The sequence below is a fragment of the Micromonospora sonchi genome, assembly GCF_014646235.1.
In the GTDB taxonomy this organism is placed as follows: domain Bacteria; phylum Actinomycetota; class Actinomycetes; order Mycobacteriales; family Micromonosporaceae; genus Micromonospora; species Micromonospora sonchi.
In genome coordinates this window covers 13,864-33,632 of the sequence record NZ_BMNB01000016.1, presented here as the reverse complement: position 1 = coordinate 33,632, position 19,769 = coordinate 13,864, and the positions used below count along the sequence as shown (strand labels likewise).

The following is a 19,769-nucleotide window of genomic DNA, read 5'->3' as shown; positions in this document are numbered from 1 at the left end:
GAACGGTGGGTGGCCCGGCGGCGTCTGCCGCCGGGCCACCGCTCGCGTTGACGTGGGTGGGTTGGGGTCAGGTGGCGGATGAGGTGCGGACCAGGGTACGGATCTGGCGTAGCAGGACCGACAGGGCGGCCAGGTCGGCGCGGGACTCGTCGAACTCCTCCATCGCCCGTTCGGAGCGGTGGATCGAGGTCGCGTTCGCCTGCTCCCACTGCTGCACCCGCTCCTGCGGCGGCAGGTCCGCCGGCGTGGAGCAGAGCACCTCCACGGTGAGCGCGGCCAGCGCGGCGTACAGGTCGTAGCGCAGCGCCATTCTCGCCAGGGTCTGCCACCGGTCCTCGCGCGGCAGCAGCGAGATCTTCGACAGCAACGCGTCCACCCGGAACCGGTCGGAGAGCACGAAGTAGACCAACGCCACCTCGCTCACGTCGCGCCCGGTGTCGGCGGCGGTCTCCACCACGTCGAGCAGGCCGAAGCCGTACATCAGCCGGGTGCTCTGTTCGGCCAGTTCGCGGGGCAGACCACGCTCGGTCATCGAGTCGATGTGCGCCGCGATCGCCTCCCGCTCGCTGCCGTAGAACAGCGTCTCCAGTTGCGGGAGCAGCCGGGCCACCCCGTCGCGCAGCCGGTCGATCTCCGCCCGCACGTTGATCGGCGAGCGCCGGTTGGTCACCAGCCAGCGCACCGCCCGGTCGAGCAGCCGGCGGGTGTCCAGGTAGACGTCGGTCTGCAACTGCGGGTCGACCCGGTTGTCCAGCGCCTCGACCGCATCCCAGAGCTCGCGCAGCCCGAACACCTCGCGGACCACCACGTACGCCCGGATCACGTCGACCGCCGACGCGGCCGTCTCCTCCACGACGCGGAAGACGAACGTGATGCCGCCCCGGTTGATCGCCTCGTTGACCAGCAACGTGGTGACGATGTCGCGGCGCAGCCGGTGCCGGCCCATCCGCTCGGCGAAGCGCTCGCGCATCGGCGTCGGGAAGTAGTTGATCAGGACATGGTTGGTCCACTCCTCGTCGGCCAGGCCGTCGGCGAGGATCTCCTTCTCCAACGCGATCTTCACGTACGCCAGCAGTACCGCGGACTCCGGCGCGGTCAGCCCGTACTCCGTTCGCCCCGCCAGTTCCTCGTCCGTCGGCAGCGCCTCCAGCGACCGGTTCAGCACACCGGAACGCTCCAGATCACTGATCATCCGGCGGTGCACCGGCAGCAGCGAGGCGGCCTGGGCCTGCGAGTTGTTGATCGCCCGGGCCTGGTCGTAGTTGTCCCGCAGCACCAGTTCGGCGACCTCGTCGGTCATCTCGGCGAGCAGTTCGTCCCGTTCGGGGAGGGTCAGCTCTCCTTCGGCGACCGCCGTGTTCAACAGGATCTTGATGTTCACCTCGTGGTCGGAGCAGTTCACCCCGGCCGCGTTGTCGATGAAGTCGGTGTAGTTCCGGCCGCCGCCCATCGCGTACTCGATCCGGCCAAGCTGGGTCCAGCCCAGGTTGCCGCCCTCGCCGGCCACCCGGCAGCGCAGATCCTTGCCGTTGACCCGGATCGCGTCGTTGGACTTGTCGCCGACCTCGGCGTTGGTCTCGCTGGCCGACTTCACGTAGGTGCCGATGCCGCCGTTCCAGAACAGGTCGACCGGCGCGGTGAGGATCGCCTTCATCAGCTCCTGCGGGCTGATCTGATCGACGTCGCCGGCCAGCCCGAGCACCGCGCGGACCTGCGGCGACACCGGCACCGACTTCGCCGTACGCGGATAGACGCCGCCGCCGGCGGAAATCAGCTCGGGGTTGTAGTCCTCCCACGTCGAGCGGGACAGCTCGAACAGCCGCTTGCGCTCCTCCCACGACCGAGCCGCGTCCGGATCCGGGTCCAGGAAGATGTGCCGGTGGTCGAAGGCGGCCACCAGCCGGATGTGCTCCGACAGCAGCATGCCGTTGCCGAACACGTCACCGGACATGTCGCCGACGCCGACCACGGTGAAGTCCTGGCTCTGGGTGTCGTGACCCAGCTCGCGGAAGTGCCGCTTGACCGACTCCCACGCGCCCCGCGCGGTGATGCCCATCTTCTTGTGGTCGTAGCCGGCCGACCCACCGGAGGCGAACGCGTCGCCCAACCAGAAGTCGTGCCCGGCGGAGACCTCGTTGGCGATGTCGGAGAAGCTCGCCGTGCCCTTGTCGGCCGCCACCACCATGTACGGATCGTCGCCGTCGTGCCGGACCACGTCCTCCGGCGGCACGATCTCACCGGACACGATGTTGTCGGTGACGTCCAGCAGGGCGCCGACGAACTGCTGGTAGCAGGCGACGGCCTCGTCCCGGTCGCCGGGCTTCTGCTTGAGCACGAAACCGCCCTTGGCACCCACCGGCACGATCACGGCGTTCTTCACCATCTGCGCCTTGACCAGGCCGAGCACCTCGGTGCGGAAGTCCTCCCGGCGGTCCGACCAGCGCAGGCCGCCGCGGGCCACCGGACCATACCGCAGGTGTACGCCCTCGAACCGGGGCGAGTACACGAAGACCTCGAACCTCGGGCGTGGCGCGGGCAGTTCCGGGATCGCCTGCGGGTCCAGCTTGAACGCCACGTACGACTTGGGTCGCCCGTCGCCCGGCTTCTGATAGAAGCTGGTGCGCAGGGTGGCCTGGATCAGCGACAGGTACGACCGCAGGATGCGGTCCTGGTCGAGGCTGGCCACGTCGTCGAGGGCCGTCCCGATCTCGGCGACCAGTTCGGCGCTGCGCTGCTCGCGCTGCTCGGCGTCGAGCGTGCCCGGCTTGAAGCGCGTCTCGAAGAGCTGCACCAGCAGCGTGGCGACCCGCGGGTACGCGATGAAGGTCGACTCCATGTAGTCCTGCGAGAAGACGGTGCCGGTCTGGCGCAGATACTTCGCGTACGCCCGCAGCACCACCACCTGACGCCAGGTGAGCCCGGCGCGCAGCACCAGCTCGTTGAAGCCGTCCACCTCGGCCTCGCCGCGCCACGCCGCCGCGAAGGCGTTCTCCACGTGCGGGCGCACCTCGGCCAGTTCCTGGTGTCCTTCGGGCAGTTGCAGCCCGAAGTCGTACAGCCAGATCCGCCCGTCGACGCGTTCCACCTCGTACGGGTGCTCGTCGACCACGCGTACGCCGAGCGAGTGCAGCACCGGCAGCACCGCCGACAGCATCATCGGCTCGCCGTACCGGTAGACCTTGAACCGGGCGTCCATCGCATCGTCGACGTCCGGCCCCCGACCGCTGGCGCGCGGCGGCATCAGCTGCTTGCGGAACAGGTGCATCTCCAGCTGACCGGACTCCTCCAGCAGCTCCAGCTTGGCCAGGTCCTTCATCGCCTCGTACGGCGTGTGGGTGTCCTTGTAGCCCTCCGGGAACGCGTCGGCGTACCGGCCGAACAGGTGCTTGGCCTGCTCGTCGCCGAGCTTGCGCTCAAGCACCAGCCGGTAGTCGTCGTCCCAGAGCCGGGTGGCGTCGGCCAACTCCTCGGCGAGCAGGTCGGCGTCGATCTCCCCAGGCGGGTTGGTCGGGTCGGTGCGGACGGTGAAGTGCACCTGGGCCAGCATCGACTCGGTGACCCGGGTGGTGTGGTCGACCCCCACGCCATTCAGCTCACGCAGCAGGATGTCCTGCATGCGCAGCCGGTTCTGGGTGGTGAACCGATCCCGAGGCAGGTAGATCAGGCAGGAGATGAACCTCCCGTACGCGTCCCGGCGCAGGAAGACCCGCAGCTGCCGACGCCCGGCCATCCGCAGCACGCCGACTGTCGCGTGGTAGAGGTCGTCGGTCTTGATCTGGAACAACTCGTCGCGCGGGTAGGTCTCCAGGATCTGCAGCAGGCCCTTGCCGGAGTGGCTGCGCAGGCTCAGCCCGGAGCGGTCCAGCACCTCGGCGACCTTGCGCCGGACCACCGGCAGCTCCTGCACGCTGGTGCGGTACGCGGCGGTCGAGAGGAGACCGAGGAAGCGGCGCTCCCCCACCACCTCGCCCCGCTCGTCGAAGATCTTGAAGCCGACGTAGTCCAGATAGGCCGAGCGGTGCACAGTGGCCCGCGAGTTCGCCTTGGTGATGATCAGCAGGCGCTTCTCGGTGACCTTCTCGTGTGCCTCGGGCGTCATCGAGGACAGCGCGCGGGTCTCCGGCGCGTCCTGCCGCAGGATGCCCAACCCGGTGCCGGGCACCGCCTCCAACGCCGGCCCGCCCTGGCCCGAGTCCGGCACCAGCCGATATTCCCGGTAGCCGAGGAAGGTGAAGTGGTCGTGGGCGAGCCAGCGCAACAGCTCGACCGAGTCGGTGATGTCCTTCTCCGGCACCGGGGGCCGGGTGTCACTGGTCCGCGTGGCGGCCAGCTCGTCGGCGAACGCGAGGGCCCGCTGGCGCATCTTCGGCCAGTCCTCCACGGCCTCGCGCACGTCGGTGAGCACCCGCTGCAACTCCCGGCACAGCTTGTCCCGCTCCTCCGCGTCGCGGACCGGGTCGATCTCGATGTGCATCCAGCTCTCGACCAGGTCGCCGGAGATCGCGTCGTCCGGCTCGACGTCGGCGGCCACCTCGATCAGCCGACCCAACGGCTCCCGGCGCACCACGACCAACGGGTGGGCCAGCAGGTGCACGTCCAGGTGCTGGGTGTTGAGCAGGGCGGTCACCGAGTCCACCAGGAACGGCATGTCGTCGGTGACGATCTCGATGACACTGTGGTGCTGCTCCGCGTCGGGCGGATGGATCCGCACCTTCAACTCGCCCGGCACCCGCTGCTCGGCCAGCTCCCGATGGTCGCGGGCGGCCTCGATCATCTCCTCGGCGGTGAACCCGATCAGCTCCTCGTCCGGCGCGAACCGCCAGAACCGGCCCACCAGGGTCGCCGCGTCGTGGTCGTCGCCGGCCAGCGCGACCGCCTGTGCCACCAGTCGCTCGGCGTTCGGTACCGGCTCGTCGAGTTCGGCGTGCTCCACGTCGTCGCCCAGCGCGTCCGGCGGCAGGCCCAGGTCGTAGAGGGTGTCGATGCTCGAGCCGGTCATCCCGGTCACTCCTGAGTCGAGCCGGCCGAAGCCGTCCCCGTCGGTTGCCGTGTCGAAACTGTCGTCCCGGCCGGCATCAGCCGGCCGAAGATCAGGTTCCGATTTGATCGCCGGACGCCGGTCCATCGGTCGCACTCCCCTCGACCCACCACGTCGTGGGTCACTTTGTCGCCAAGCCTAGGCCGACCGACCGGTTCGCACGTCGGCGGACCCCGGCCGGGACTTCCGGATTGGGGCGGTCGTCCTTTCACCCGTTGCGGTACGAGGTTCGGCCGGCTTCGGAGTACCCGCCTGATGTTGTTCATCACGCCCTCGCTGGCTCGTCTTTTCCGCGCTCGACGAGACCGGGGCGGCGGCGGGTGGCGTCGGCGTAATAGCGTGCGGGGCAACCCGACCAGGAGGAAACCCAGCCGATGCACCGGTCGCAACGTTTTCGTCACCGCTCGTCCCGCTCAGTCGCCGTTGCCGCCTGTCTGCTCGCCTCGGCCACCCTCGTCGCCTGCTCCGGCGAGGACGGCCCGCAGCACAGCGTGGACGCCTTCCTGGACGGCTGGCGTTCCGGCGACCTGAACGCGGTCGGCTTCGTCGACCCGACCGGGACGAAAATCGCGGCGGCGGATGTCGCGAAGGAGATCAAGTCGCTTTCCGGCGAACTGGCCGAGGCACCGCTCAAGCTGAGCCGCAAGGGCGACCCCGAGATCGTCCGGAACACCGCCACCGCCACCATCAAGGTGGAGTGGACGCTGCCGGGCGAGACCAGTTGGGCGTACGACCGCCCGCTGCGCCTCACCCAGGGCCGCGACGATCGGTGGCAGGTGATCTGGGAGCCACCGGTCGTGCAGGAGCAGCTCACCAGCGGCGACCGGCTCGGCCTGCGACGGGCCCCCGCGCCCCGGGCCGGTGTGCTCGACGGCGCCGGCGAGCCGCTGGTGGCGCCGCGCCCGGTGGTCCGGGTCGGCGTGCAGCCCAGCAAGGTCACCGACGTGAAGGCACTGGCCCGCGATCTGGACGCCGCGTTCCGCGCGATCAAGCCGGCGATCACCCCGCCGGTCGACCTGTCCAGCCTGGCCAAGCGGATCGACGAGGCGAAGCCGGACGCGTTCGTCGAGGTGGTCACCCTGCGCGACGAGGCGTACCGGCAGATCAGGTCACGGATCCGCGACCTGCCGGGGACGAAGTTCCAGACCGACGAGTTGGATCTCGCCCCGACCCGCGAGTTCGCCCGGGCGGTGCTGGGCACCGTCGACCCCGCACAGGCCGACGACCTGGAAAAGTTCCCCGACCGCTACTCCCCTGGCGATCTGGTGGGGCACGGCGGATTGCAGGGCCGGTGGGACGAGCGGCTACGGGGCGTACCGGGACTGAGCGTGATCATCAAGCGGCCGAAGCCGGACGGGACGGTGGAGTCCACCGACACCGTGGTGTTCCGGCACGAGCCGGAGCCCGGCCAGCCGGTACGGACCACCCTCGACGTGACCACTCAGAACGCCGCGGACGCGGCGCTGCGCGGGCAGCGGCGACGCTCGGCCCTGGTGGCCGTACGCATCAGCGACGGCGCGGTGCTCGCCGCCGCGAACGGCCCCGGCGCCGCCGGGGAGAACCTGGCCTTCACCGCGCAGGTGCCGCCGGGCTCCACGTTCAAGATGGTCAGCGCGCTCGGTCTGGTGGAGCGTGGCGCGATCACCCCGGACACCACTGTCGACTGTCCCAAGACGGTCACCGTCGACGGCCGCTCGTTCAAGAACTCCAACGACTTCGCCCTCGGCAAGGTGCCGTTCCACACCGTCTTCGCCAAGTCCTGCAACACGGCCTTCGCGGCCCTCGCGCCGCAACTCGGCGCCGACGGGCTCGCCGCCACCGGCCGCGCCCTCGGCCTGGAGGGCAAGTGGGAGGTGGGCCTCGACGCGTACACCGGGAAAATCTCCGCGAACGGCGGGGCCACCGAGCAGGCCGCTGCCTCGATCGGGCAGGGTACGACCCTGGTCAGCCCGCTGGCCATGGCCGCAGCGACCGCAGCGGTGGCCAAGGGTGAGTTCATCCCGCCGAAGCTGCTCCTCGACCCGGCCCCCGAGCCGGCGGCCGAGCCGGGCCCGGAACTGAAGCCCGAGGCGGTGACGGCGGTGCGGACGATGATGCGCGAGGTGATCAGCACCGGCACCGGCACCGCGTTGCGGGACGTGCCGGGCGAGCCGGTGCACGGCAAGACCGGCACCGCCGAGTACGACGACAATCCAAAGAACACCCACGCCTGGTTCGTCGGCTGGCAGGGCGACGTGGCGTTCGCGGTCTTCGTCGAGCAGGGCGGCTCCGGCAGCGGCACCGCCGTCCCGATCGCCGAACGCTTCCTCCGCGCCCTGCCCCGTTCCTGACTCCTCCGGGGATCGCCGGCAGTAGGTGGTTGCAGGCGAGGCGGGTCCTGAGGCGGTGGCGCAGGACCTGCCGGGCGTGGCGAGGCGAGTTTTGGGCTCGTGGCGCGACGCCCTGCTCCTGGCGCGACGCCCTGTTCCTGGCACGGCAGTTCCTGGCACGGCACCCTGTTCCTGGCACGGCAGTTCCTGGCACGGCACCCTGTTCCTGGCACGGCGCCTTGGTCTTGCGCGGTGCCTTGGTGGTCGTGGCGCGGCGCCTGGGGTGGTGGGCGGCGCGGGTTGCGGCATGTGGTGGTGATCAGGCCGAAAGGCGGGCGCGGGTTGCGGCATCTCGGCGCATCCGGACCGGTGGGCGAGGCGGGTTGCGGCATGTCGGGGTATCCCGGCCGATTGAGACCGCCAGTTGCGGCATCTCGTGCGCAGGCCCACCAGTTGCGGCATCTCGTGCGCACGCGGACGGTTGCGGCATCTCGTGCGCAGGCCCGCCGGTTGCGGCATCTCGTGCGCACGCCCGCCAGTTGCGACATCTCGCGCGCACGGCGGACGGTTGCGACATCTCGTGCGGCGGGATGACCGAGGCCGCAGCGATGTCCGGGGCGGCCGTGGCCGTGGCGGTTTGCCGAGGCCTGCTTCTTCGGATCTGACCAGCCGGCCACCCCCACGGACGACCTCTGCCCGATCGGGGCCAAGTCGTCGGCCGGTGACCCGGCCCCAGCCACTGATCGACTCCGTTCCGGCGGTACGGCGGTATCCGGTTGACCGGGACACCGCCGTTACGACGAGACGGTGATGATCAACCCTGAGTCAGGCGGTTAGGCGATCAGGCCGCCGGGTGTGGGCGCCGAACGGACGACTCCTCGGCCGGGTCACCGGTGTCGCCCAGGCCCGACTCGTCGGCAATCGGATCGTGGCCGTCCTGCGCCGGGTTCCAGTCGTTCGAGCCGGCCTGCTCCGGGTGGCCCTGATCGTCGAGCGTCGACTGCGGCAGCAGTTCCCCCGGGATCCCGGCGGTTTCCGCCCCAGGCGCGAGCGAACCCGAGGCGAGCGAACCCGACGCCAGCGAAGAAGGCGCCAGCGAACCGGGTGCGGGCGGGCCAGGTGTGACTGGCGTGCCGGGATGAGTGGTGGGGCGGCGGGGCTCCGGGGCGGCCCGCCCGGTCTTCTCGGCGCGCAGCCGGGGCGGCACCGAGCCGGGGGCGGTGACCGGGCGCAGGCCGGCGACCACGGTGTTGACGATCTCGGCGGCGTACGCGCCGTCCGGGTCGTAGTCGGGGTCGAAGACGGTCAGCTCGACGCCGAGACAGTGCGGGGTGTCCACCAGGCCGGCGAGCAGGATCTCCAGTTCGGCGAAGGCGATGCCGCCGGGTTCGGGGGCGTCGACCGCCGGCATCACGGCCGGGTCGAGCACGTCCACGTCGACGTGCACCCAGTAGCCGGCGCAATCGGCGAGCTGCTCGTGTGCCCACTGCGCGCTGCGCGCCGCCCCCTCGGACCGTAACGTCGGCACGGGCCTGGTGATGATTCCGGCGGCCTGGAGGTCGAGCCGGTACTCGTCCTGTGCCCGGATGCCGAACACCACCACGTCGATGTCCCGGAAGTAGGGTCGCCGGCCTTCGATGGCCGCCAGGTCGGCCTGGCCGCGCCCGGTGACCAGCGCGAGGGCCTCGCCCGCCGCCGCGCCCACGTACGAGGCGTTGCCCGGGTGCCGGAAGTCGGAGTGGCCGTCGACGAAGACCAGCCCGATCCGGCCACCGACCGCCTCGCCGAGCCGATGCATGGCCAGCGCCGAGCCGAGCAGGATCGAGCAGTCGCCACCGAGCACCACGGGAAACTCGCTCCGGTCGATGATGGCCCCGATCCGGTCGGCCAGCGCCGCCGAGTAGTCGGCGATCTCGTGCGCGTGGCACACCCCGTCGCCCGGCCGCCAGTGACCGGCGTCGTAGCGGGGCGACGTGAGGCAGCCGGCGTCGCGGGCCCGCAGCCGGGGCAGCAGGCCCTGGTCGCGTAGTGCGCCGGGCGCCTTCCCGCAGCCCGGCACCGAGGTGGACGTGGGTGGGCGCAGGCCAAGGTTGCTCGGTGCGTCGAGGACGGCGATCCGGCGCATCATGGGCTCCCGTCCTCCGGTGTCTCCGGCGGGCCGGCGGCGCTACGCCGGCCCGCACTGGCGTTCAGTGGCTCAGGACCGAGCGCTGGCCAGGGCCCGCGCTCAGAACAGGGCGCTGGCCAGGGCCCGGCGGGCCGAGGCGACCACGGGGTCCTCCGGCCCGGCGATGGCGAACAGGCCGACGAGGTGCTGGCGTACCTTCTCGCGGTCGTCGCCGGCGGTGCGCCGGACCACCCCGACGAGCCGCTGGTACGCCTGCTCGGCCAGGCCGCTGAGCACCTCGATGTCGGCGGCCAACAGTTGGGCGTCGACGTCGGCCGGATCGGCCGCCGCGGCGGCGAGCGCCGCCTGCGGGTCGACGCCGGCCACCCGACGGGCGAGCCCGACCTGGGCCAGCCCGGCCTCTGCCGCGGCGTCCGTCGGGGCCTCGGCCAGGATCTTCCGGTACGCCTGCTCGGCGGCGTCCAGGTCGCCGCTCATCAGGGCGTCGTCCGCCTCGTCGAGGCGGGGGTCCTCCGGGTCGGCCACCTCGACCCCGCCGGCTTTGAGCACAGCCTGGATCCACTGGCGCAGTTGCGGCTCGGGCACCACCCCGGAGAAGGCGTCGACCGGCTGCCCGCCGACCACCGCGTACACCATCGGGATGCCCTGCACCCGGAACATCTGCGCCAGCCGCGGGTTGGCGTCCACGTCGACCTTCGCGAGCACCCAGGCGCCGCCGCCCTCCACCGCCAACCGCTCCAGCACCGGCGAGAGCTGCTTGCAGGGCTGGCACCACTCCGCCCAGAAGTCCACCACCACGGGTGTGGTCAGCGAGCGCTCCAGGACCTCGGACTGGAAGGTCGCCTCGGTCACGTCGATGACGGTGACGCCGCCGACGGCGCCGCCGGGCGCACCGGCGGGGGGACCCGCCTGCGCCGGTGCCGGGGCAGGACCGGGGGCGGGACTGGGGGCAGGACTGCGCAGCGCGCTGAGGTCGACCGCGCCGCGGGTGAAGATCGACGAGGTGATCCGTGGGTCGCTCATGGTTATCTAGTCTCGCACGCGATCTGCCGAACTCAGATCAACCGCGGCCCGCCCAGTTGCGACTGTCACCCCTGCCCAGCCGCCCCGGCCGAGCAGCGCCCTGCGGGGTCCGTGGCCGCCCGGTGACCGGGCGGCTCGGGGTGTTCAGGTGGCCGTCCCTCCGATGGCCACATCGTCGACCCGGATGTTGATCTCGTCGACCCGCAGCCCGTACGCCTCGACCGCCTGGGTCACCTCGGCCCGCACCGCCGTGGTCACCTCGGGCACCGGATGTCCGGCGTCGGTCACGATGACCAGGTTGATCACCGCGCCGCCGTTGACGACGTGAGCGGAGCAGCCACGTCGGGCGTCGCCCAGCTGGTCCAGCCCGACCCGGTCGAGCACCGCGTTGAAGAACCGCGCGATGTCCCCGCCGAGTTCGACCACGCCGGGCACGGCCTTCGCCGCGGCCACCGCGAGCTTCTCCACCACCTCGTCCGAGATGTGCGTACGACCACCCGCCACCGCGTCCGGCGTCATCGGCAACTCCTGCGTCATCTCGTGGTCCATGCTCTCTCCCCCAGTGGCCCGCTACCCCGCCCCACGTGCGTCGCGGGGCGGTGCGAGCCTAACCGTCCGGCTTCCTCCGTAGTGGACGCCGGCGGGTCGAGGCAAGGAAGCCGTTGACCGGGCCAGGGCCAGGGCCAGGGGCGGGGGCGGGGGCGGGGTCGGTGACGCGGGCCGCCCGCCCACGGCCTACCCGGACAGCTGGGCGAGCAGCGCGTCGGCGGCGCGGTACGGATCAGTCGTACCGGCGGCGACCTCGGCGGCGAGCGCGGGCAGCTGCGTACCGTCGCGCAGTGAACCGATCCGGGCCCGCAGCGTGCCAAGCGCGATCGCCTCGATCTCGGCGGCGGCCCGCGCCTCGCGGCGGCGGCGCAGCTCGTCGTGCTCGACCAGCCAGCCACGGTGCTTGTCGATCGCGGCGGCGATGTCGTCGATCCCCTCGCTGCGCACGGCAACGGCCCGCACCACCTGCGGCCGCCACTGGCCCGACCCGCGTTCGCCGAGCGCGATCATGCCCTGGATGTCCCGGACGGTCGCGTCGGCGCCGTCGCGGTCGGCCTTGTTGACCACGAAGACGTCGGCGATCTCCAGGATGCCGGCCTTCACCGCCTGGATCGCGTCGCCCATACCGGGCGCGAGCAGCACCAGAGTGGTGTCGGCCAGCGAGGCGACGTCGACCTCGGCCTGCCCGACACCGACCGTCTCCACCAGCACCACGTCGCAGCCTGCACCCTCCAGCACCCGCACCGCCTGCGGGGTGGCCGCCGACAGTCCGCCGAGGTGGCCCCGGTTGGACATCGAGCGGATGTAGACGCCCGGATCGGTGGCGTGGTCCTGCATCCGGACCCGGTCACCGAGGATCGCCCCGCCGCTGAACGGGCTGGACGGGTCGATGGCCAGTACGCCGACCCGGTGGCCCCGGGCCCGTAGGGCACGCACCAACTCGTTGGTGGTGGTCGACTTGCCCACTCCGGGAGAGCCGGTCAGGCCGACCACCTGGGCCTGACCGGTGTAGGGAGCGAGCGCGGCGGCGATGGCCGGCAGCGCCTCGTCGCCGGCCTCGACCAGGCTGATCAGCCGGGCCACCGCGCGGGCGTCACCGTCGCGGGCCCGCCCGACCAGCATCGGTACGTCCCGACTGCGGCGCACCGGACCGGTGGCCACGACCGGAACACCACCGTTCGACCGGCTCACCGCGCCGGCCTCTCGCTGACCCGGCTCGCTCCGCGCCTTCATCACGCCGCCTCTCGCGGACCCGGCTCGCTCGGCACCCTCACTGCACGCTCTCAGCGTTGGCGGGCACGTGAATGATCAGGGCGTCGCCCTGGCCGCCGCCACCGCAGAGCGCCGCCGCCCCGGTGCCGCCGCCACGCCGCTTGAGTTCCATCGCGAGGGTGAGCACCAGCCGGGCGCCGGACATCCCGATCGGGTGGCCCAGCGCAATCGCGCCGCCGTTCACGTTGACCTTGTCCGGGCTGACCCCGAGGTCACGGATGGATTGGATGCCGACCTGGGCGAACGCCTCGTTGATCTCGATCAGATCGAGGTCGGAGACGCTCAGCCCGCCCTTGCGCAGGGCGTGCTGGATGGCGTTGGACGGCTGCGAGTGCAGCGAGTTGTCCGGACCGGCGACGTTGCCGTGCGCCCCCACCTCGGCCAGCCAGGCCAGGCCGAGTTCCTTGGCCTTCGCCTTGCTCATCACGACCACCGCCGCGGCACCGTCGGAGATCGGCGAGGAGCTGCCGGCGGTGATGGTGCCGTCGGAGGCGAAGGCGGGCCGGAGCTTGGCCAGGGATTCGGCGGTGGCGTCCGGCCGGATGCCCTCGTCCTCGCTGATCACCAACGGGTCGCCCTTGCGCTGCGGGATGACCACCGGGGTGATCTCGTCGGCGAAGTGTCCGTTCTTCTGCGCGGCGGCGGCCCGCTGGTGGCTGGCGGCGGCGAACTCGTCCTGCTCCTGGCGGGTGATGCCGCGGGTGCTGCCGTGCCGCTCGGTGGACTCGCCCATCGAGCAGCAGTCCCAGGCGTCGCTCAACCCGTCGAGCGCCATGTGGTCCTTGAGGGTCACGTCGCCGTACTTGTGGCCGGCGCGCTGACCGAGCAGCAGGTGCGGGGCGTTGGTCATCGACTCCATGCCGCCGGCCACCACGATGTCGAACTCGCCGGCCCGGATCAGCTGGTCGGCCAGGGCGATCGCGTCCAGGCCGGAGAGGCAGACCTTGTTGATCGTCAGGGCCGGCACCGACATCGGGATGCCCGCCGCCACGGCCGCCTGGCGGGCCGGGATCTGCCCGGTACCGGCCTGGAGCACCTGCCCCATGATCACGTACTGCACCTGATCCGGGGCGACCCCGGAGCGCTCCAGCGCCGCGGAGATGGCGATGCCGCCGAGCTTGGTCGCCGGTAGGTCCTTGAGGTTGCCCAACAGGCGCCCCATCGGGGTCCGCGCGCCGCTGATGATCACCGAAGCCATACCTGCCTCCGAGGGGTGCCGACCTGTACGCCTTAACGATTGTTCGGCCAGACTAACGTCATGCCTGAGAACTCCCCCGTCGAGCCCGCTGCCGACTATGTCACAGACATCGGCCTGCGCCGCATCGACCATGTCGGGATCGCGGTCCCGGACCTCGACGCCGCGATCGACTTCTACCAGCGGACGTTCGGGATGCGCTGCGTGCACACCGAGACCAACACCGAGCAGGGCGTACGCGAGGCGATGATGTCGGTCGGGCCGACCGCCGAGGGCGGCTGCGTGCAACTGCTCGCCCCGCTGACCCCGAAATCGACCATCGCGAAGTTCCTCGATCGCAACGGCCCGGGCGTGCAGCAGGTGGCGTACACCGTGGCGGACATCGACGCCGCCTGTGCCGCGCTGCGTGAACGCGGCCTTCGCCTGCTCTACGACACCCCGCGGCGCGGCACCGCCGGCTCGCGGATCAACTTCGTCCACCCCAAGGACGCCCACGGCGTCCTGATCGAACTGGTCGAGGTGTAAGGAAGGGTGTAAGGAAGGGCCCCTTCTTAACGCCTCGTGCATAGGAAGGGGCCCCTATTAACAAGCCCTCGCCGAGGAACCGGCGAACCCGCGGAGGAGCCGAGGGACGAGGCGGCCGCGAGGCGTACGTCGGCTGGCGGCGGAGCCGCCCGAGCGTCCGGCGGACGCTGACCTGACGGACGAGCCACGGGATGGCCATTCGGTGAACGCGCTTGGCTCTTCACCCACCCGCTTTCACCCACCCGCGCGGACGGCCCCTTCGTGAGATCGAGCCGGGTGGAAACAATGGGCCGAGCGGTCGCGCCTGGCGGCCCTATTCCACGTCACGCTCCGTACCCCGGGCTCCGCCCGGAGCTGGCAAGATCGCCCCTCGGCACGGCTGCGTGGCGGCTCGTCCAGTTGACCATGTAATGAGGACGGCACGCCCTTGGAAGCACCCCGGGGAGTCTGCCAGTATGTCCCAATGCCCCAGCAACAGTCCTCCCCTCTCGCGTTCTTCGATAACGCGAACTCGCAGCCCGATTTCACGGTTGGCCTGCGCGGATACAACACCGGTCAGGTCGACGACTTCATCGGCCGGCTGAACGCCGCACTGAGCCAGGCCAACAAGGACCGCGCCGACGCCGAGCAGGCGCTCAACGACGCGCAGCGCCGGCTCCGGCAGTCCGAGCAGCGGCTCACCGCCCTGGAGCAGAAGCTCACCGACACCAGCAAGCAGCTGGAGGAGAACAGCCGGCCCACGCTCTCCGGGCTCGGCACCCGGGTGGAGCAGATCCTCCGGCTCGCCGAGGAGCAGGCCAACGACCACCGCAACGAGGCCAAGCGCGAGTCGGAGGGCATCCTCTCCGCAGCCCGTCTCGAGGCCCGGGAGATCACCGACAAGGCGCGGGCCGAGGCGGCCGCGATGAAGGCCACCGCCGAGCGGGAGGCGGGCAACGTCCGCACCGCCGCCGAGCGCGAGGCGGCCGAGGTACGCGTCCAGGCCCGCCGGGAGGCCGACACGCTGCGCGCCGACGCGGAGCGGGAGACCAAGCAGCTACGCACGGTGACCGCCCACGAGGTCGCCGAGCTGAAGTCCACGGTCGAGCGGGAGGTGGCCACCCTGCGGGCGACCGCCGAGCGTGAGATCACCCAGCAGCGGGCCAAGGCTGCCCGGGAGGCCGAGGAGAAGCGCGCGGAGGCGACGAAGCTGCTCACCGACGCGCGGGACAAGCGCGACAAGGACATCCAGGCCCTGGAGCTCCAGCTCGCCGAGCGGCGGGAGAAGGCCGAGCGCGAGGAGTCGGAGCGGCACGCCGCCCAGGTCGCGCAGACCCAGAAGCTGGTCAACGAGGCCGAGCAGCGGGCCCGGGCCGCGCAGGAGCGGGCCAAGGAGATCGAGCAGCGCGCCGAGGCCCGCCGGGTCGAGTCCGAGCGCAGCGCCACCGAGACGATCGAGAAGGCCAAGGCCCTGTCGGAGCGTACGCTGAGCGAGGCGCGCGCCGAGTCGCAGCGGCTGCTCAGCGAGGCCCGCACGGAGGCCGAGATCACCACGCAGGCGGCCCGCCGCGAGGTCGAGGACCTCACCCGGCAGAAGGACGCCGTCACCTCCCAGCTCGGGCAGATGCTCTCCGGCCTGGCCGGCATCGTGCCGGGCGTCCCCAGCTCGAACGCCGCCGCGTCGGACAAGGCAGCGGCCAAGAAGGCGGACGACGACGACGAGAAGGTGACCGCGGAAACCTCCAGCTGAGCAACCACCGGGGCATGATCCACGGCGCGGGGTGACACCGGGTTGACGGTGACACCCCGCGCCGCCCTGCGTCTGGCGAAAGCGCCGCCGAGGGGGTGTCTCGGTGCGTGAGCCAGCTCCCAATCCTGGGCGTCCGTATCGCCCCAGCGGGCCCCGATGCGTGTGAGGATGGGTGTATGTCGCACGGCGAGGAACTGTTCGCCCTCGGCGGGGATGTGACCACGGAGCCCTACTTCGAGTCCGCCCTGCGGGGGTTCGACAAACGACAGGTCGAAAAGTACGTCGCTCGGGCCGAGCACGAAATCGAGACGCTGGCGGCCGAGCGGGAGCAGGCGTACACCCAGATCCACAAGCTGGCCGGCCAGGTCGAGGTGCTGCAACGTGACCTGGCTCAGGTGCGCAAGCAGATCGGGGTGGTCGACCGGGCCGCGTTCCGGCATCTCGGCCCCCGGGTGGAGCAGATTCTCGCGCTGGCCGAGGAGCAGGCCGAAGACATTCTCGCCGCCGCCAACGAGGAGATCGAGGCCCGCCGGGCCGCCGCCGAGCACATCATCGAGGAGGCCCGGGACGAGGCCGCGACGGCGCTCAAGGACTTCGAGATCGCCCTGGCTGCCCGCCGGGCCGAGGAGGAGCGGCAGGCCGCGGCGCGACGGGCGGAGTCCGAGGCCGCCAGCAAGGCGGCCAAGGAGGAGGCCGCCCGGCTGCGCAAGACCGCCCAGGATGCGCTGGCCCGGGCCGAGCAGGAGGCCACGCAGCTTCGGGACACCGCCAAGGAGATCCACGCCCGGGCCCAGCAGGAGGCCACCAAGCTGCGCGAGGCTGCACGCGAGGCACATGCCACCGCCCAGCAGGAGGCGACCCAGCTGCGCGAGGCCGCCAAGGAGGTGCACGCCAAGGCCCAGCAGGAGGCCAAACGCCTGATCGACCAGGCCACCGAGGCCGGGCGGGCCACCCACGCCAAGGCAAGCCAGGAGGCCAAGCAGATCATCGACGACGCCGCCGAGGCCGGGCGGGCAGCCCGCAACAAGGCCCGCCAGGAGGCGGAGCGGCTGACCCTCCAGGCCACCGAGGCGGCCAAGCGGACCCGCTCCGAAACCGAGGCGTACGCCCAGCGCATGCGCAGCGAGACCGAGGCGTACGTGCAGCACGCGCGCTCACAGGCGCAGCAGGAGTTGGGCGCCTGGCGGGCCGGGGTGGAGATGGAGGTCAACGGCCGACGCGAAGCGGCGGACCGGGAGCTCGCCGAGCGTAAGGCGACCGCCGAACGCGGGTTCACCAGCCGCCGGGACGAGTTGGAGAAGCAGTACAAGGCCCGCAACACCGAGCTGAATCAGCGGATCGCCATCCGCACCGCCGAGCTCGACGAGCAGATCCGCTCCCGCACCACCGAGCTGGAGTCCGGTTTCGAGGCGCGCCGGGCGGAGCTGGAGTCGGATTACACCGCGCGAAAGAACGAGATCGAGCAGGGCGCCGACCAGGTCCGCCAGGCCGCCGAGCGGGAGGCCGCCACGCTCCGCGCACAGGCCGAGGAGCAGGCCGGCGAGCTGCTGCGTCAGACCGAGACCGAGACGGCCACCAAGCGCCGCGAGGCCGAGGAGTACGCGACGAACCTCCGCCGCGAAGCCGAGGAGTACGCGACGTCCACCCGCAGCGAAGCGGACGAGCACGCCACCAGCACCCGGCGAGAGGCGGAGGAGTACGTCGCCTCCTCGCGCCGCCAGTTCGAGGAGTACGCGGCCACCACGCAGCAGCACCTCGCCACCACTCAGCAGCACCTGGCGGCGACGCAGCAGGAGGCGGCGGCCAGCCGCCAGCAGCTCGCCCAGGTGATGCTGGAGATCGCCAAGGCCCAGCAGCAGCTCGCCGACCTGCGCCAGGAGACCTGGAAGTCCCGGCAGGAGTCCGACGAGTTGCAGCGCAAGCTGCTCGACCTGCGCCTACAGGCGGCCTCGACGCCGGACGGACCGACCTCGCCCGCCCCCGCCGGCTCGGGCACGCCGGTGTCCGCCGCTCTGGCCGCGTCGACGGCCGCCGCCTCGATCGCCAGCGGCGCCCCGCCCGGCACGGACGACGGCGTACCGGCGACGAGGCCGGTCGCGGAGCCGGTCACCACTGTCGAGGATCCACCGGCGACGAAAGCGAACACCGATCCGACCACCATCGACGGCGGTGCCGCGAGCGCGGGGGTGGACGGCGAGCCGACGGTGGCGGCCGTGCCGGGCGAGGGCGGCCGGGGGGCCACCCCGACGAAGATCACCAGCACCGGCGAGAACGGCAAGCGCCCGACCAAGCCGACCACCGACGAGCGCAGCGCCAAGCCGAGCAAGGTCACCTCGGACTGAGCCCAGCGTGATCTCGTCGAGCCCGAGTCGGTCGACCGCCCGACGCGATCGCTGAGAGCGGCCCTCCGACCGGGTCACGGCGGGTCGGGGCGGTGAACAGCCGATCGGCGGCGGGAGGTGCCCCAGGTGACGAACCGGTCGAACAATGCGCTGGGCTCCGGGCCGTCGTGCGGGTTGAGGTGATAGAGGTCGCGCATCGCCTCGTACATCATGCCGGCGAGGTAGATGGTCAGACCGACGGTGTTGCCGTCGTACTCCAGCCGCAGCAGCAGCCGCGCCTCGCCGCACGGCCAGGGCTGCCCGTCCGAGCGGCAGCACCAGGTCGGCCGGAGCGGAGTGTGCGGCGGACGGCCGTCGGCGGCGCGCGGGCGCTCGGGATGGGGGCCACGGCCCGGGGCCGGCAACCTGCTGCTGATCATGTCCGGTAACCACTGGCCGGCCCCCGCTGACGTCCACTGAACCCGTCCGCGCCCTCCCCGGCGGCGGACCGGCCCGGCATGGCTGACAGTCTGGTGACCACACCACTACTCTCGGAAGGCATCGAGGCTGGCCGTAGCGCCGCTGCGCAACCGAGGCACCGCCGGGGAATGCCGAGTGATTCTCGGCCGACAACTGTGGAGGCACTGTGCAGGAATCGACGGCGGATCTGATCCGGGCACAGTTGCGCCGGCGACGCGTGGCCGCCGGGCTCAGTCAGGAGGAGTTCGGCAAGCTGGTGCACTACTCGGCGTCGATGGTCTCCGCCGTGGAGACCGGCAGCCGGCCGTACGACCGGCCGTTCCTGGCTCGCACCGACGAGGCGCTGGGCTCCGGTGGTCTGCTGGTGGCGCTGCTACGCATCGCCGAGCGCGAGGGCCAGCCCGCATCGGTCCTGCCCTGGTTGGATATCCAACGCATGGCCCGGCAGCTCCGGGTGTTCGAGCCGACACTCATCCCGGGTTTGCTGCAGAGCGAGGGGTACGCCCGCGCGGTGATCCGCTGCGACGACCTGCTCAGCGACGAGGAGGTGGAGCAACGCGTCGCAGCCCGGCTGGACCGGCAGGCCATTCTCACTCAGCCCGACCCGCCACAGCTCATCGCGGTCATCGACGAAGCCATCCTGCATCGGCATGCCGAAAGCTTTCGGGCAATCATGATCCATCAGGCCAAGCACCTGATCGCCGGCGCCGAGCGCCCAAACGTCAGCGTGCACGTCATTCCGCTCAGTGCCGGGCTGCACATCGGCCTTTTCGGACCGTTCTCGCTGGCCCGGGGAGTCGACGGTGGCTGGGTGGCAACGATGGAGACCCAACTGACCGCCACGCCGGTCGATGGGGAGACCGAACTGGCTACCCTGCTGGCACGGTGGGAGACGGTGCGCAACGAGGCCCTCTCCCGCCAGCAGTCGATCGAACTCCTCGAGGAAGTGGTGAAGTCATGGAGTTGAGCGGCGCGAGGTGGCGCACCACCATCCGCAGCGCGCACACCAACTGCGTTGAGGTGGCCGATAATCTGCCCGGCGTGGTCGCGGTCCGCGACAGCAAGGATCGGCAGGGTCCAGTGCTCACCTTCACCCCGCAGAGCTGGCGCTGCTTCGTCATCAGGGTCAAGCGACACTGAACCCCCGACGCGAGCGGAGAGGCCGAATGCGGCAGGACGACGCGGAGCAGCCCAAGGCCG

The 19,769-nt window shown here is 71.4% G+C and carries 13 protein-coding genes; 6 read left to right on the top strand and 7 right to left on the bottom strand.

What is annotated here, in order from left to right:
- Nucleotides 1-67: 67 nt before the first annotated feature.
- Nucleotides 68-5,125, bottom strand: coding sequence for an NAD-glutamate dehydrogenase (locus IEY61_RS17825; protein ID WP_189045764.1), 5,058 nt, complete (start codon nucleotides 5,123-5,125; stop codon nucleotides 68-70).
- Between the two features lie 287 nt (nucleotides 5,126-5,412).
- On the opposite strand from IEY61_RS17825, the gene IEY61_RS17820 reads away from it, so the two are divergent.
- Entirely contained in the window at nucleotides 5,413-7,368 is a 1,956-nt protein-coding gene (locus IEY61_RS17820) for a penicillin-binding transpeptidase domain-containing protein (protein WP_189045762.1), read from the top strand.
- An 820-nt stretch (nucleotides 7,369-8,188) separates the two neighbouring features.
- Here the strand turns inward: IEY61_RS17820 and IEY61_RS17815 are convergent.
- From IEY61_RS17815 to IEY61_RS17795, 5 genes are all read right to left on the bottom strand, one after another.
- A complete protein-coding gene (locus IEY61_RS17815; RefSeq protein ID WP_373293172.1) occupies nucleotides 8,189-9,475 on the bottom strand; it encodes an arginase family protein in 1,287 nt (428 codons plus the stop codon).
- A 99-nt stretch (nucleotides 9,476-9,574) separates the two neighbouring features.
- A complete protein-coding gene (locus tag IEY61_RS17810) occupies nucleotides 9,575-10,498 on the bottom strand; it encodes a tetratricopeptide repeat protein (protein WP_189045760.1) in 924 nt (307 codons plus the stop codon).
- Between the two features lie 144 nt (nucleotides 10,499-10,642).
- A complete protein-coding gene (locus tag IEY61_RS17805; RefSeq protein ID WP_189045758.1) occupies nucleotides 10,643-11,047 on the bottom strand; it encodes an Asp23/Gls24 family envelope stress response protein in 405 nt (134 codons plus the stop codon).
- A 186-nt stretch (nucleotides 11,048-11,233) separates the two neighbouring features.
- Nucleotides 11,234-12,169, bottom strand: coding sequence for a methylmalonyl Co-A mutase-associated GTPase MeaB (gene meaB, locus IEY61_RS17800; protein WP_229706016.1), 936 nt, complete (start codon nucleotides 12,167-12,169; stop codon nucleotides 11,234-11,236).
- Nucleotides 12,170-12,317: 148 nt separating this feature from the next.
- Nucleotides 12,318-13,517, bottom strand: a complete 1,200-nt coding sequence (locus IEY61_RS17795) for an acetyl-CoA C-acetyltransferase (protein ID WP_189045756.1) — start codon at nucleotides 13,515-13,517, stop codon at nucleotides 12,318-12,320.
- A 60-nt stretch (nucleotides 13,518-13,577) separates the two neighbouring features.
- Between IEY61_RS17795 and mce the strand changes: the two genes are divergently transcribed.
- The 3 genes from mce to IEY61_RS17780 all read left to right on the top strand — a co-directional run bounded on the left by mce (nucleotide 13,578) and on the right by IEY61_RS17780 (nucleotide 18,110).
- Nucleotides 13,578-14,039, top strand: coding sequence for a methylmalonyl-CoA epimerase (gene mce, locus IEY61_RS17790; RefSeq protein ID WP_189045754.1), 462 nt, complete (start codon nucleotides 13,578-13,580; stop codon nucleotides 14,037-14,039).
- A gap of 463 nt (nucleotides 14,040-14,502) precedes the next feature.
- Nucleotides 14,503-15,768: a DivIVA domain-containing protein gene (locus IEY61_RS17785; RefSeq protein WP_189045752.1), complete on the top strand. Its 1,266-nt coding sequence runs from the start codon at nucleotides 14,503-14,505 to the stop codon at nucleotides 15,766-15,768.
- Nucleotides 15,769-15,944: 176 nt separating this feature from the next.
- On the top strand, nucleotides 15,945-18,110 hold the full coding sequence (locus IEY61_RS17780; protein ID WP_189045734.1) for a coiled-coil domain-containing protein: 2,166 nt from the start codon (nucleotides 15,945-15,947) through the stop codon (nucleotides 18,108-18,110).
- Nucleotides 18,111-18,184: 74 nt separating this feature from the next.
- On the opposite strand, the gene IEY61_RS17775 is transcribed toward IEY61_RS17780, so the two are convergent.
- Nucleotides 18,185-18,529 (bottom strand): hypothetical protein, encoded by a 345-nt coding sequence (locus IEY61_RS17775; protein ID WP_189045733.1) that lies wholly within the window; start codon nucleotides 18,527-18,529, stop codon nucleotides 18,185-18,187.
- Between the two features lie 206 nt (nucleotides 18,530-18,735).
- Here IEY61_RS17775 and IEY61_RS17770 point away from each other — a divergent pair, with 206 nt between their 5' ends.
- Nucleotides 18,736-19,536 (top strand): helix-turn-helix domain-containing protein, encoded by an 801-nt coding sequence (locus tag IEY61_RS17770; RefSeq protein WP_189045731.1) that lies wholly within the window; start codon nucleotides 18,736-18,738, stop codon nucleotides 19,534-19,536.
- The gene (locus IEY61_RS17765) at nucleotides 19,527-19,709 is read left to right on the top strand and encodes a DUF397 domain-containing protein (protein ID WP_189045729.1); all 183 of its coding nucleotides are present in this window, start codon (nucleotides 19,527-19,529) and stop codon (nucleotides 19,707-19,709) included. Before IEY61_RS17770 ends, IEY61_RS17765 begins: the two co-directional genes overlap by 10 nt.
- Nucleotides 19,710-19,769 lie beyond the last annotated feature (60 nt).

Excerpts from the sequence above, each read along its gene's own strand:
- IEY61_RS17825 (WP_189045764.1), bottom strand. The coding sequence starts at position 5,125 with ATGGACCGGCGTCCGGCGATCAAATCGGAACCTGATCTTCGGCCGGCT.
- IEY61_RS17820 (WP_189045762.1), top strand. The coding sequence starts at position 5,413 with ATGCACCGGTCGCAACGTTTTCGTCACCGCTCGTCCCGCTCAGTCGCC.
- IEY61_RS17815 (WP_373293172.1), bottom strand. The coding sequence starts at position 9,475 with ATGATGCGCCGGATCGCCGTCCTCGACGCACCGAGCAACCTTGGCCTG.
- IEY61_RS17810 (WP_189045760.1), bottom strand. The coding sequence starts at position 10,498 with ATGAGCGACCCACGGATCACCTCGTCGATCTTCACCCGCGGCGCGGTC.
- IEY61_RS17805 (WP_189045758.1), bottom strand. The coding sequence starts at position 11,047 with ATGGACCACGAGATGACGCAGGAGTTGCCGATGACGCCGGACGCGGTG.
- meaB (WP_229706016.1), bottom strand. The coding sequence starts at position 12,169 with ATGCTGGTCGGGCGGGCCCGCGACGGTGACGCCCGCGCGGTGGCCCGG.
- IEY61_RS17795 (WP_189045756.1), bottom strand. The coding sequence starts at position 13,517 with ATGGCTTCGGTGATCATCAGCGGCGCGCGGACCCCGATGGGGCGCCTG.
- mce (WP_189045754.1), top strand. The coding sequence starts at position 13,578 with ATGCCTGAGAACTCCCCCGTCGAGCCCGCTGCCGACTATGTCACAGAC.
- IEY61_RS17785 (WP_189045752.1), top strand. The coding sequence starts at position 14,503 with ATGCCCCAGCAACAGTCCTCCCCTCTCGCGTTCTTCGATAACGCGAAC.
- IEY61_RS17780 (WP_189045734.1), top strand. The coding sequence starts at position 15,945 with ATGTCGCACGGCGAGGAACTGTTCGCCCTCGGCGGGGATGTGACCACG.
- IEY61_RS17775 (WP_189045733.1), bottom strand. The coding sequence starts at position 18,529 with ATGATCAGCAGCAGGTTGCCGGCCCCGGGCCGTGGCCCCCATCCCGAG.
- IEY61_RS17765 (WP_189045729.1), top strand. The coding sequence starts at position 19,527 with ATGGAGTTGAGCGGCGCGAGGTGGCGCACCACCATCCGCAGCGCGCAC.